Annotated in this window: 13 protein-coding genes and 1 riboswitch; of the genes, 12 read left to right on the plus strand and 1 reads right to left on the minus strand. The window is 66.7% G+C overall.

The window, feature by feature from the left end; all coding sequences use genetic code 11:
- The first annotated feature begins 119 nt into the window (after positions 1-119).
- A complete protein-coding gene (locus tag M673_RS17690) occupies positions 120-1,238 on the plus strand; it encodes an ROK family protein (protein WP_148640176.1) in 1,119 nt (372 codons plus the stop codon).
- A 487-nt stretch (positions 1,239-1,725) separates the two neighbouring features.
- On the opposite strand, the gene adh is transcribed toward M673_RS17690, so the two are convergent.
- Positions 1,726-3,237, minus strand: a complete 1,512-nt coding sequence (adh, locus tag M673_RS17695; protein ID WP_061978035.1) for an aldehyde dehydrogenase — start codon at positions 3,235-3,237, stop codon at positions 1,726-1,728.
- Positions 3,238-3,428: 191 nt separating this feature from the next.
- On the opposite strand from adh, the gene M673_RS17700 reads away from it, so the two are divergent.
- From M673_RS17700 to M673_RS17750, 11 genes are all read left to right on the plus strand, one after another.
- Complete coding sequence (locus M673_RS17700) at positions 3,429-4,502, plus strand: sigma-54-dependent Fis family transcriptional regulator (protein WP_061978036.1); 1,074 nt, start codon at positions 3,429-3,431, stop codon at positions 4,500-4,502.
- A gap of 206 nt (positions 4,503-4,708) precedes the next feature.
- Positions 4,709-4,816: riboswitch (SAM-I-IV-variant riboswitch) on the plus strand.
- 38 nt (positions 4,817-4,854) lie between these two features.
- A complete protein-coding gene (locus tag M673_RS17705; protein WP_061978037.1) occupies positions 4,855-5,766 on the plus strand; it encodes a homoserine O-succinyltransferase in 912 nt (303 codons plus the stop codon).
- A 234-nt stretch (positions 5,767-6,000) separates the two neighbouring features.
- The gene (locus M673_RS17710; RefSeq protein ID WP_061978286.1) at positions 6,001-6,567 is read left to right on the plus strand and encodes a YceI family protein; all 567 of its coding nucleotides are present in this window, start codon (positions 6,001-6,003) and stop codon (positions 6,565-6,567) included.
- A gap of 122 nt (positions 6,568-6,689) precedes the next feature.
- On the plus strand, positions 6,690-7,082 hold the full coding sequence (locus M673_RS17715; RefSeq protein ID WP_061978287.1) for a COG4315 family predicted lipoprotein: 393 nt from the start codon (positions 6,690-6,692) through the stop codon (positions 7,080-7,082).
- Positions 7,083-7,088: 6 nt separating this feature from the next.
- Positions 7,089-7,595 (plus strand): sigma-70 family RNA polymerase sigma factor, encoded by a 507-nt coding sequence (locus M673_RS17720; protein ID WP_061978038.1) that lies wholly within the window; start codon positions 7,089-7,091, stop codon positions 7,593-7,595.
- A 5-nt stretch (positions 7,596-7,600) separates the two neighbouring features.
- A complete protein-coding gene (locus tag M673_RS17725) occupies positions 7,601-8,362 on the plus strand; it encodes an anti-sigma factor family protein (RefSeq protein ID WP_148640177.1) in 762 nt (253 codons plus the stop codon).
- A 13-nt stretch (positions 8,363-8,375) separates the two neighbouring features.
- Positions 8,376-8,939 (plus strand): cytochrome b, encoded by a 564-nt coding sequence (locus tag M673_RS17730; protein ID WP_061978040.1) that lies wholly within the window; start codon positions 8,376-8,378, stop codon positions 8,937-8,939.
- Positions 8,940-9,600: 661 nt separating this feature from the next.
- The gene (locus M673_RS24705) at positions 9,601-10,560 is read left to right on the plus strand and encodes a hypothetical protein (RefSeq protein WP_061978041.1); all 960 of its coding nucleotides are present in this window, start codon (positions 9,601-9,603) and stop codon (positions 10,558-10,560) included.
- A gap of 168 nt (positions 10,561-10,728) precedes the next feature.
- Positions 10,729-11,424, plus strand: a complete 696-nt coding sequence (locus tag M673_RS17740) for an EAL domain-containing protein (RefSeq protein ID WP_061978042.1) — start codon at positions 10,729-10,731, stop codon at positions 11,422-11,424.
- Positions 11,425-11,786: 362 nt separating this feature from the next.
- Positions 11,787-12,254 carry an Rrf2 family transcriptional regulator gene (locus M673_RS17745; protein WP_061978043.1) on the plus strand — a complete coding sequence of 156 codons (468 nt, stop codon included), beginning with the start codon at positions 11,787-11,789 and terminating at the stop codon, positions 12,252-12,254.
- Positions 12,244-13,140, plus strand: a complete 897-nt coding sequence (locus M673_RS17750) for an NAD(P)/FAD-dependent oxidoreductase (protein WP_061978044.1) — start codon at positions 12,244-12,246, stop codon at positions 13,138-13,140. The genes M673_RS17745 and M673_RS17750 overlap by 11 nt, the downstream gene beginning before the upstream one ends.
- Positions 13,141-13,198: the final 58 nt, after the last annotated feature.

Consider the following 13,198-nt stretch of genomic DNA (forward strand, 5'->3'; position numbering starts at 1 on the left):
GCTTCGAAGTCTCGAAGGGGGCACCCATTCCCGCCAGACTGCCCTATCGCCTTGCGCCGTCCAAACGCGGTAGGAGAGCGAAAGCGAAAACGAGGTCGGTCGCGCATCGGAGGGGACGAGTGGCGAGCATCGACAGGGCGGACGGAAGGCTTGGGCTCTCGCAGGAGAGCGGAACCCCGCCGCAGTCCGACCGGAGGGACGCCGCGACGGGGCTTAATCTGGTGCAGGCGGGCGACCACAACATGCGCGTCACGCTGGAAGCGCTGCGACGCGGCGGCGCGCGCACGCGGCTGGAACTGGCCGAAACCACCGGGCTCACCGTTCCGGGAATTGCCAATATCCTGCGCCGCTTGACCGCCGACGACCTGATCGAAGGCGAGGGTGGCCTTCGCTCGCAAAGCTTCGCGATCCGGCCCGGCGGCGCCTATGGGATCGGTGTGGATCGCACGGAGTCCGGCACCTTCCTGCTCGCGGTGGATCTCTTGGGGACCGTGCTGTTCGAGGAGCACCATGCCGCCACGGGGACGCGGGAAACCGCCGATGTGGTTCGCGCCAGCACCGAACGCGCCGCTCGTCTGGCGCCCACGGGGCGGCTGGTCGGGATCGGCCTCGGAGCCGATCCGCGCTCGCAGGTGCTGCGCGAGGCGCTCGCGCCCCTGCCGGTAACGATCGAGCGGGACACTGTGGCGGCGGCGATGGCCGAGCGCCAGTTCGGCCGAGCGGGCGCCGACGACAGTTTCGTCCATATCCTGCTCGGTCCCAGCGTCCAGGCCGGCATGGTGATCGGCGGCGCCGTGTTCGACGGCGCGTCCCATCGTGCCGGGCTGGTCGGACGCATGCGGACGGGCACGGACGGCCGCTTCTTGGACGACGTGGCCTCGACCCGGCTTCTCCCCGGCTCCGATCCCGAGGCGCCCGCGGTCGCTCGCTGGATCGACGATGCGGCCGAGCACCTTACCGACATGATTATCGCCGTCTCGGCCTTTCTGGGACCGCGCCTCGTGACGGTCGGCGGGCGCCTCGGCGAACCGCTTTTGAATGCGTTGACCGCGCGGCTCGTCCGCTGCAGGGCCGAGCGGATGGGCGGACCGACCCAGCCCTACTGGCTGCCGGATCTCGCCCGCGCCAGCTTCGGTGAGACCGGCGTCGCGTTGGGGCTCGCTGCGCTTCCCCTCGTAGAGGCGCTCTTGCCCGATCCGCGCCGCTCTTTCCGAGCCGGCGCTAGAGCGTTGGATTGATTGAAAATGCTTAAGGCTCAAGACCTGTCGGTCTCGTTTGATGTGTGATGTCGTTTGCCTGATCTGCGTCTGTTGAGCGAGCGGCCGATGGCGCGGATCGCGCCGCGCTTCCCACTGGCCCAACACTTGTCCGGGTGGAAGACCAACGCTTGGTGAACGGCACCGTGTGCCTGGTCCGCAGCGGCCTTCAATGTTGAGGACGCCACCGGCTTACGGACCGCACAAGATTTGGTCCATGTGATTTATCCGATCGAACTGGCTTAGTGTTTTCGACTGCATCTTTGAGCCTGGGAAGACGAAGGCCCAAGACGGGAGCGCATCATGACCAATGCCCCACATCTGAAGGCGCACTGCACGGAGGCTATCCTTCTGAAAGAGGGGTGGTTCCCCGACGCGCAGGACGCGCGAAATAAGGGTCGTCCGAGTGAGACGGCAGGCGCCGTGCGGATGATGGACCCATCCGCACGGCGCTTGAGTTGGCTCTTGCTCAGAAGAAGCCGAGCTTCTTGGGCGAATAGCTGACCAGCATGTTCTTGGTCTGCTGGTAGTGATCGAGCATCATCTTGTGCGTCTCGCGCCCGATGCCGGATTGCTTGTATCCACCGAAGGCGGCATGCGCGGGATAGGCGTGGTAGCAGTTCGTCCAGACCCGGCCCGCCTTGATGGCGCGGCCCATGCGGTAGGCCCGCGTGCCGTCGCGCGTCCAGACACCGGCGCCCAGGCCGTAAAGCGTGTCGTTGGCGATGGCGAGGGCGTCTGCATCGTCCTTGAAGGTCGTGACGGAGACCACCGGGCCGAAGATTTCCTCCTGGAAGATGCGCATGCGGTTGTGCCCCTGAAGCACGGTGGGCTGAACGTAGTAGCCGTCGAGCCCGTCGAGATGCGCGCGGCCGCCCCCTGTCAGAACCTTCGCCCCTTCGTCGCGGCCGATCTCGAGATAGGAGAGGATCTTCTCCATCTGCTCGCCTGAGGCCTGCGCGCCGACCATCGTGGCCGGGTCGAGCGGATCGCCCTGGATCATCGCCTCGACGCGCTTGACCGCCCGCTCCATGAAGCGGTCGTAGATCGATTCGTGAACCAGCGCCCGGCTCGGGCAGGTGCAGACCTCCCCCTGGTTCAAGGCGAACATGGCAAAGCCTTCCAGCGCCTTGTCGAGGAAGTCGTCATCTTCCGCCGCCACGTCGGCGAAGAAGATGTTGGGGCTCTTGCCGCCGAGTTCCAGCGTTACCGGAATGAGGTTCTCGGAGGCATATTGCATGATGAGGCGACCGGTCGTCGTCTCGCCGGTGAAGGCGATCTTGGCGATGCGCCTGGACTGGGCGAGCGGTTTGCCCGCTTCGAGACCATAGCCGTTCACGACATTGACGACGCCCGGCGGCAGAAGATCGCCGATCAGTTCCATCAGGACGAGGATCGAGAGCGGCGTCTGCTCGGCGGGTTTCAGCACCACGCAATTGCCGGCGGCGAGCGCGGGCGCCAGCTTCCAGACGGCCATCAGAAGCGGGAAGTTCCAGGGAATGATTTGGCCGACCACACCCAGCGGCTCGTGGAAATGGTAGGCGACCGTGTCGTAGTCGATCTCCGACAGGCTGCCTTCCTGCGCGCGCAGGCAGCCGGCGAAATAGCGGAAATGGTCGATCGCCAGGGGAAGATCGGCGGCGCGCGTTTCGCGGATCGGCTTGCCGTTGTCCCAGGTCTCGGCCGTGGCGAGCTGGTCGAGATTTTCCTCCATCCGGTCGGCGATGCGCAGAAGCGCGAGCGCGCGCTCAGCGGGGCTGGTTCGGCCCCAGCTCTCGGCGGCGGCATGGGCGGCGTCGAGCGCGCGCTCCACATCCTCGGCCCCGCTGCGGGCGACTTCGCACAGAATCCGCCCGTCGATGGGGGAGTGGTTCTGGAAGGTGCGCCCGTCTGCGGCGTCCGTCCAGCGGCCGCCGACGAAATTGCCGTAGCGCGGCTTGAACGGGGCCGAGCGGGTGGTGATCGGTAGCTGGATCGTCATGGAACCTCCTCATTCCTCGCGATGAGCAAGAGAAGGTTCCGCCCCATCGGGCGGGCGCGCAAGCAACGGATGGACCGCGCGCCTCGGATGTGGTGAAATTTCAAGGCCATCGTTCAAGCATTCGATGCAGCGTGCGACAGTAAAAGGCACCGGTGTCGCAAAATGCGACAGTGGGACGAAGCGGAGCGATCATGGAACAGAGCGATATGACCTCGGCACGGCACGCCTTCTTCCAGGAAGGACAGTTGCCGAGTGCTGCGGTGCGACATTCTGTACTGCGGTCTTGGTTGCGGTGCAGCGATCTTGGCCTTGCCGAAGCACGCGCGCCCACTCTCCAGCCGCTGACGGCGTCCGAACTTCGCCTGCTGCACCAACGTCACGACGCTCTGCGACGCCTCTGCCGGCCCGAACTGGAAATGATCGCGGGCGAAGCGCGGGACACGGGCAGCGTCGCGATCCTGACGGACAGCGAGGGCATGATCCTCGACACGATCGGCGACGCCGGCTTCGCCTCACGCGCGGCCGAACTGGCGCTGCGCCCCGGCGTTTCGTGGAAGGAGGCCAGCACCGGCACCAACGCCATCGGCACGGCCCTGGCCGAGCGGCGCGCCATCGCCGTCAACGGTTCCGAGCACTTCTTCTCCGATCACCGCGTGCTCAGCTGCGCCGCGACGCCCATCACCGATCCGCGCGGCGCCCTTATCGGCGCGCTCGATCTGACGGGATCGTCCAGCCGTGGGCACGGCCATGCGCTCGGGCTGATCAGGCTGGCGGTCGACCAGATCGAGCATCGCCTGTTTCGCCGCTATTTCGAGGACTGCCGCCTTCTGCGCTACCACAGCGACCCGGCCATGCTCGGAACCAGCCGGGAGGGCATTCTCGTTTTCCGCGAAGACCGGTTGGTCGCGGGCAACCGGCGCGGCTTGTCGCTGGCCGGCCTTTCGTGGGACGCGCTGGACGAGGTGCTGTTCGAAACGATCCTTTCCGTCGAGGAGCCGCGACGGGGCGGGCTTCTCCTGCGCCTGTCCTCCGGCGCCTACGCCGTGGGCCATTGGGATGCGGACCATGCCTTGCCGCGCGGCGGCGATCTCGGCCTCGGTGCCAGCCCGGCGGGCGAGGGGGCCGCGACGACGCTGGAGGAGCGCGAGGTCGAGGCGATCGCGGCCGCGCTCGCCGCCGCAGACGGCAATATCAGCAAGGCCGCCCGCCATCTCGGCATCCACCGCAGCACGATCCACCGCTACCGCAAACAGGGCCTGATCTGACCAGAGAGCGAAGGCTCGCATCGGCTCGATCTATTCGAAAGCCTGCGGTTCGGCCATCCGGCGCTCACTGATCTCGGTTCGACGAGGAGTTGGGAGCCCGGCATCCTCGTGACGCAAAGCCGCCATCCGACGCAGACGTGGTGAAGCGGCCGTACCGTCTCCCCGATAGCGGACATTGCCGGACCCGGAATTCCGCGATAAGCATCGCTCCGCATCAAGAGTTGGGGCGACGCCCGACGCCAACCTGCCGATCCGGGCAAGGTGGCACTCCCGCAAGGGAGGATGTGGCCGATCCGGCAATCCCACGGACCTCAGCCACTCCAGTCGTCCCCCGAAGAGAGGACGACGACGCGTGCCGATCAAAATTCCCGACCATCTTCCTGCCCGCCGGACTTTGGAGGCGGAAGGCGTCGCGGTGATGGGCGAGACCGACGCGGTGCGGCAGGACATCCGCCCCTTGCGGATCGGTCTCCTCAATCTCATGCCCGACAAGATCGGCACGGAAACGCAGATCGCCCGGCTCCTTGGCGCGACGCCGCTGCAGATTGAGCTGACGCTCGTTCGCATCAGCGACCACGTCGCGCGCCACACCTCGGCGGACCACCTGTCGGCCTTCTACAAACCTTGGAGCGAGGCACGGGCCGAGCGCTTCGACGGCTTCGTCATCACCGGGGCGCCGGTGGAGCATCTGCCGTTCGGCGAGGTGCGCTATTGGCCCGAGCTGCGCCAGATCCTCGACTGGACGCAGACCCATGTCCACGCGACACTGACCATCTGCTGGGCGGCGCAGGCGGCGCTGCAGCATCTCCACGGCATACCCAAGCACCCGCTCGCCGCCAAGGCCTTCGGCGTGTTCGCGCAAGCCAACCTCGCGCCCGCCTCGCCCTGGCTGCGCGGCTTTCCCGATCGGTTCGACGTGCCCGTCTCGCGCTGGACCGAGGTGCGGGAGGCGGATTTTCCGGCGGAGGGCGGCCTGGTCACCCTGGCCCGCGCTCCTGAGACGGGCCCCTGCCTCGTCAGCGATCCCCGCCACCGGATGCTGCACATGTTCAATCATCTCGAATACGAGACCGACACGCTTGCCAAGGAGTACCATCGGGACGGCGCGGGTCCTTTGCCGGTGGGCTACTTCCCGAAGGACGATCCCGCTGGCGCGCCCGAGAACCGCTGGCGGGGCCACGCGCATCTTCTGTTCGGGAACTGGATCAACGAGATCTATCAGACGACGCCGTTCGACATCGGCTTCATCGGTGCGTCGTCCTGATTTCCCGTAGGACATAAGACTTGTCGGTTTCGCCTGGCGACCGGTGAGGGCAGTCACGGACATCACCACGCGGCAGGATCAAGCCGTTGATGGGATCGAACTCGGCCAGCGTCCGCATCCCGGCTCGCGAAGCGGCAGGGTGCGTCAGGGGCGCACGCGGCGGGATGATTTCCGCCTCGCCGGTGTTGTCCCCGATGCCGGTCGAATGAACGACCGCCGACACGGGAGTTGTTCATGCTGCGCACCCTATCGCGCTTTTCGCTGATCGTTCTGGCAACGTTCGCTTCGTCCGGTGCCGGGGCGGCCGTTGCCGACGGCGGGAGCTACCGGATCGCGCCCACGTCCTCCATCGGCTTTCATGTCGGCCAGGTCGGAGGCGGCGGGATCGATGGCACCATCAAGGAGGTCTCGGGACAGTTCCGGCTCGATCCGTCCGATCCCGCCCGCGCCAGCGTCTCGATCGATCTGAAGGCCGCCAGCGTCGCCACGGGACAGCCGCGCATCGATGCGTTTCTACAGTCCGAGGCCGTGTTCGACGCCGACGCGCATCCCGACATCACCTTCCGCTCGACCCGCGTGGTTCAGACCGGGCCACGGACGGCCCGCATCGAGGGGACCCTGACCGCCCACGGTGTCAGCCGGCCTGAGACGTTTCAGGCCGAGCTGACGAATCAGGAGAAGGGCCGCTTCGTCTTCCATGTCGTGGGCGACATCTACCGCACGCCCTATGGCATGGGGGTGGGAACGCCGATCTACTCGAATGTCGTGAACTTCGACATGCGGCTCGAAGGCCAGCGCTGACCTTTTCGGAACTTTTCGAAAAAAGCGGGGAAGAGAGGGATGAAAGCGACGCGGCAGGTGTTTTCAGCCGCTGTGGGTTTCCGCTCGGAACGCCCCACCATCGACCAAACAGGAGGATGACCATGCTTTCCCGTTCGCTACTCGTCGCAGGCCTGATGACACTGGCTGCCGGGCCGCTTGCCCATGCCGAGGACTATGCCGGCGGCGCGGTGAAGGAAATGAAGTCCGAGAAGGGCGAGATTCTGACCGACGCCAAGTCGATGACGCTCTATACGTTCGACAAGGATTCGGGCGGCGTGTCGGCCTGTTACGACGACTGCGCCCGCAAATGGCCGCCGCTTCTGGCGTCCAGCGACGCGAAGGCGGACGGAGAGTTGACGCTGGTCGAGCGCAAGGACGGCACCCGGCAATGGGCGCACGAGGGCGAGCCGCTCTATCTCTGGATGAACGACAAGAAGCCGGGCGACATGACCGGCGACGGCGTCGGCGGCGTCTGGCACGTCGCCAAGGACTGATCCGACATGGCAGACCCCCTGGACGAGATCGCAGATGCGGTTCCCGCGCTCCGGCGTTATGCCCGCGCCTTGACGCACGACCGCAGCCAAGCCGACGATCTCGTTCAGGACTGCCTGGAGCGGGCGGTGCGCAAGATCGACCTCTGGAAACCCGGCGGGTCGATCCGCGCATGGCTCTTTCGCATTCTCCTCAACATCTTCCGCAACGATCTGCGCGGTCGCCGGCGTCGCCCGGCGACCGTGTCGTTCGACGCCTTGACGCAAGAGCTTTCCACCCCGGAAACGCAGTTCGGCCGTCTGGCGCTCGCCGAGCTGGCGCGGGCGATCGAGGCCTTGCCCGCCGACCAGCGCGAGGCCTTGCTTCTCGTGACGGTGGAAGGATTTCCCTATGCCGAGGCGGCGGCGATCCTCGACATCCCGATCGGAACCTTGATGTCTCGCCTCGGCCGGGCGCGCGCGGCGATCCGACAGGCCACCCAGGAAGACGGGCCGAAGCTGAGAGCGGTGAAATGACCAGGGTGAACAGTCCCATCACGTCCGACGACCTCCAGGCCCTCGTCGATGGCGAACTCGACGCCGAACGGAGCCGAGCCGTCGAGGCCTATCTGGCCGAGACGCCGGAGGCCGCCGGGATCGTTTCCGACTGGCGCCGACAGGCCGACATGCTGAAGGCGCTCTATGGCGGGCCATCGCGCGAGGAAACGCCCGCGCGCCTCGATCCGTACCGCCTTGCGCGCCAACGCCGCAGCGTCGCCCCGGCCTGGCGCAATGTCGCCGCGGCCGTCGGGTTTCTCTGCCTCGGCACGGGGCTTGGTTGGGGCGGGGCCAGCGCCCTGTCCTCTCGCGAACCGGCCTTGGACTCGATGGTGACCATGGCGGTGGAGGCGCACCATCTTTATTCCGACGATCGGGTGCGCCCCGTCGAGCTTGACGCCAGCCAGAGCCCTGTTCTGCAAAAATGGCTGTCGCGCCGTCTCGATCGAACCATCAACCTGCCGGACCTTCGAAGCTTCGAACTGCAGTTCGTGGGCGGACGCCTCCTGCCGAACGGCGACGGCCCCGCCGCGCAGCTTATGTACGAAGACGCCACGGGCCGCCGCGTCACGCTCTATGTCGCGCCCAATGCCGGCGAGGAAGAGACCTCGTTTCTCCATGCCAATCTCGACCGGCTCGAAGCGGTCTTCTGGAACGACGAGACCATTCGCTGCGCCGTGGTCGGGGATCTCCCGCTCCAGCGCCTCCAGACCATCGCCAAGGCGGCCTATCGGCAGTTGATCTGAGGAGGGGAACGAGATGCGGTTTGAGCGATCGAACACCTATGGGCCGATGGCGATCCTTCTCCATTGGTCCGTGGCCCTCCTGTTCCTGATTCAGATCCCGCTCGGCTTCGCCATGACGATGCTCGACCGAAAGCCGGCGCTCCAGTTCGCCCTGTTTCAGTGGCACAAGTCGCTGGGTTTCCTGACGCTGGCGCTGGCGTCGGCCCGCCTCGTCTGGTCGCTGGCGCATCGGGCCCATGCCGCGCCCGAGGGCGTGACGCGTCTCGAATGGCGGGCGGCGCGCACTGTCCAGTTCGCTCTTCTGGCCGCGACGCTCCTCATCCCGCTGACGGGCTGGGCGGTGGCCTCGTCCTCGCCATTGCGCATTCCCAGCTACGTCTTCGATCTGTTCGTGGTTCCCGGCCTGCCCATCGCGGTGTCGGACGCGGCGGAGACCTTCTGGTCCTCGCTGCACGGCTGGCTGGCCTATGGCACCGCCCTCCTGATCCTGCTCCATGGCGGAGCGGCGCTGTTCCATCATCTCTATCGAAGGGACTCTGTCCTGCGGAACATGCTGCCTTTCCTGGCCGATCGCTGAACCCGCCGAGCGTTCGGAATGCGTCGGCCGAGAGCTATAGTTTTCAGTTCGAGATAGGCCTCGATGCCGTAACGGGAGCCCTCGCGGCCGTTTCGCCGAACGCGACCGTGCCGCCGAGCGGGCGCAAGCGCTTGACGCACCCGGCATCATCCCAGACTTCGGCGGTGAGGAGCTTACCGTGACGCCGGTGTAGGCCCGAAGCCTTCAAACGAATGTTCGGTTCTGGACGCCACATCACCATAGGCTAGGCCTAAGCTGGGATGAAAGCTTGGGCAACCGAAGTCCGCCTACGGGAAAGCATTCCGACGATGGAAGCGGTCGGAAGAGTGGAAGCGATCCGTTCGGTTTCGTTGGGAAAGCCGGACGTTCACCCCGCTGGTCGGCGTGTGGCGAACGTCGCCTCCACGCGCCGATGTGGATGCTCAAGGGCCTTCTCCAGAGTGAATTCCCGCGTCAACTCTCGGTTAAAGTTGAAGCGGGGCAATCGTGGCATTTATAACCTGAAGCTATTGCAATGCACTCGAACAAGTCTGCTGCACGCTGTAACTTTTTCGAAAGCATATATCTCTTATCATTTTAAGGCACTGAAACTTCGGGCTCTTTTGACCGTCTCTTCTGCGCAGGTTCACTGCGATCGCCATTCGGGCCAGGGAGACGTTTCATGAATAGAGTTCAGATTTTCGCTTCCACCATGCTTTTGGGTTGTGCCGTCACGATCGCGGGACCCTCCGCCGTTTACGCTCAGTCGCTCGGCGGCGGCCTCGGGGGAGGGGTCGGTGCCTCGGTCGGAGGTGCCGGTGGCGTTTCTGCCGGCCTTGGCGGCGGGCTCGGCAATGGCGGGCTCGGCGGCGGCATCGGAGCGTCCGTCGGCGGCGCGAACGGCGTGGGTGCCGGGCTTGGTGGGTCGCTGGGCGGCGGGTCGGGCGTCAACGCCGGAGGGGGTGCGTCCGTCGGCGGCTCCAATGGCGTCGGCGCAGGCGTCGGTGCCTCGATTGGCGGGTCAAGCGGCGGGTCGGGTGGCGTCAATGCCGGCGCAGGCGCTTCGATCGGCGGCGGCAGCGGCGTCAATGCCGGCGTTGGTGCGTCGGTGGGTGGTTCCAGTGGCGTCAATGCCGGGGCCGGCGCCTCGCTCGGGGGCTCCAACGGCGTCGGCGCGGGCCTCGGCGCTTCGCTCGGCGGGGGCCAGGGCGTCAATGCCGGGGCCGGCGCATCGGTCGGCGGCTCCAACGGCATCGGGGTCGGCCTGGGCGCCTCGCTCGGCGGATCGCGCGGCAATGGGATTGGCGGGTCGCGCCCAGGCACCGGAGGCTCGCTTCCCGGCCGCGCCGACGGGCCCTCGGGCGGCTTTCAACCCGGCAATCCCGGCGTTCCCGTGATCGGCGCGCGGCCGAACGGCCCGGGCGTCGCGACCACCGCTCCCGGCATGGTGGGCCGTCCGCGTGGAGTGATCCCCATCACGCCCGGGATGAACCGCCGGGTCGCGACCGTCGCCACCGCCTTCAACCAGATGAGCCGCAGCGATCGGCGTCAGATGCAGCGGCAGTGCGGCAGCATCCTGGCGGACCCCAATGCCAACGATTGGGGCCTCGTGCAACTCTGCAAGATCCTGCGCGGCTCCTGAACAGACGAGCGGGTGCCGATCCATCGGGATCGGCACCCGCCCATTTCGGCCGATCGGGCCGCCAATCGCAACGCCCGCTGCCCCCGCCATCCGAGCCCTCCCATCCTGTGGAGTGAAATGATGCAGTGCCTGGTCCAGGCTTCCGCCCCGCGAGAGGCTCCCAATGCGATGCAGCGCCTCAAGCGGGGGCGCATCCGGCAGATCATCGCCTATCATGCGTATCGCACGACCTATCAGCCGCTCCTGCGCCTGTCCGACGACCGGATCGAGGGCCGCGAATGCCTGACGCGCTTCGAGCTCGAACCCTATCGCTCGCCGGATCAATGGTTTCAGGATGCGAGCGAGGTCGGCCTGGGCCTGGACCTCGAATTCGAGACCATGGCGGCGGGGCTGAAAGGGCTCGCCGTCATGCCACCTTGCGACTACCTCGCCCTCAACATCTCGCCCGAAGCGCTCCGTGATCCTCGGCTTTCCGCGCTTCTGGCCAGGGTGGACCTGCGCCGGATCGTGCTGGAGCTCACGGAGCACGCGCCGGTCAGCGACTACGGTCCGATCCTGCGGGTGCTTGCGCCGCTGCGCAGCCGGGGCCTGCGCGTCGCAGTCGACGATGTCGGCGCCGGCTACGCCAATCTGCGGCATATCCTGTGCCTGAGGCCCGACATGATCAAACTCGACATCAGCCTCACCCGCGACATCCAGCATTGCCCAGCCCAGATCGCGCTTCTCGCCGGCCTCGTTCCCTTCGGAAAGGCGATCGGCGCCCGCATCGTGGCCGAAGGCGTCGAGACCGTGCCGCAGCTTCGCCAACTGCGCGGCCTCGGCGTGGACGTGGCACAAGGCTATCTCCTCGGACGCCCCATTTGACAGCATGTGCTTTGCACAGGAGGTGCAACTTGGAGCTCAGGCGCCTTTCGTGCGCTCGATGGTTCGGGGGGACGGAATTGACCCGGTGATCCATTCCACCGGAGAACGGAGAACATCCCCCTTCGAGACGGCTGGCCATACAGGCCAGATTAATGCTTCCGCCTGTCGTGACCTAGACGGCGGGACGGCGGACCTTGGTATGGTCGTCGATCCTGATGGGCGTGAGGGAGAGGCGCGTCCGAACGAAGACATGTGGTCAAGTCCGGCGCGCGGGCTCGCCCGAACCTCATAAGGCATCGCGCGGTCCGCACAGGGTCGACCGCATCTTGACAGGTCGCGCTTTACGCAACAAATGATGTTGCATGAAACGAGACAGCCGATTGTCGGGCGTTCTGCACGTCCTCCTCCACATGGCCGAGACCGATGGTCCGGTCACGTCCGAGCATCTTTCCAAGGCGATGCAGACGAATCCCGTCGTCATCCGCCGGATCATGGCGGGCCTTCGCGACCAGGGCCTCGTGCGCTCCGGCAAGGGGCACGGTGGCGGCTGGACCATCGCCAAGGATCTGGCGACCGTGACGCTGCGCGATGTCTACGACGCCCTCGGCTCGCCCGGCATCTTCGCCATGGGCAACCGGACCGAGGCGCCGGGCTGCCTCGTCGAAGAGGCCGTCAACGCGGCGCTCGACGACACGTTCACGCGCGCCGAAGCGCTGCTTCTGGAGCGGTTCGGCGAGGTGACGCTGGGCATGCTCCATGCCGATTTTCACGCGCGGATGAAGCGCCGAGCCAGCCATTGCGAATTCAAGGACGAACCTCATGCGGCATGACGCGATCATCATCGGTGGCAGCTTCGCCGGCCTGTCCGCCGCCACCTACATCGCCCGCGCCCGCCGTCGCGTGGCGGTGATCGACGCGAGAGCGCCGCGCAACCGCTTTGCGGCGCATTCCCATGGCTTCCTCGCGCAGGACGGATCGGAGCCGCGGGCCATCCTCGCCACGGCCCGCACGCAGCTTGCCGCCTATGCCGAGGTCTCGCTGGTCGAGGCGACTGCCATCGACGCCAGTCCGATCGAGGGCGGCTTCGCGGTGACGCTCGGTGACGGACGGGTCCTGGAGGCGTCGAAGCTGGTGCTCGCCTTCGGTGTCGCCGACACATTGCCGACGCTTCCGGGCCTCGCCGAGCGCTGGGGGCGCACGGTGCTCCATTGTCCCTATTGCCACGGCTACGAGTTCGCCGGGCGGCGTCTCGGCGTCCTCCAAACCGCCTCCCATTCGGCCCATCAGGCGATGCTCATTTCCGAATGGGGCCCGACCACCCTCTTTCTCGACGGTGGGGACATGCCGGACCCGGACACGCGCGACGCGCTGGCACAACGCGGCGTCGCGATCGAACCGCGCTCCGTGGCCCGGCTCCAAGGCGAACTTGGTGCGCCGCTCGACATCGTCTTCGAGGACGGCGGGCATGACTCGGTCGCAGCGCTCTTCATCGCCGCCCCCTGGCGGCTGAGCAGCGACCTTGCCGAGCGGCTGGGCTGCGCCGTCGAGAACGGCCCGCTGGGGCCCGTCATTCGGACGGACGATCTGAAGATGACGAGTGTCCCCGGCGTCTACGCCGCAGGGGACATCGCGCGCGCTCCGCATTCGGTGACCTGGGCCGCAAGCGACGGGGTCACCGCCGGCGTTGCCGTTCACCGTGCGCTGGCGTTCGGCTAGGCGCGAGGTGCTTGGTGCGTTGAGCCGCCACGATCGTTGACGAAGTGGGCCGGCGGTC

The sequence above is a fragment of the Aureimonas sp. AU20 genome, from assembly GCF_001442755.1.
Classification (GTDB): domain Bacteria; phylum Pseudomonadota; class Alphaproteobacteria; order Rhizobiales; family Rhizobiaceae; genus Aureimonas.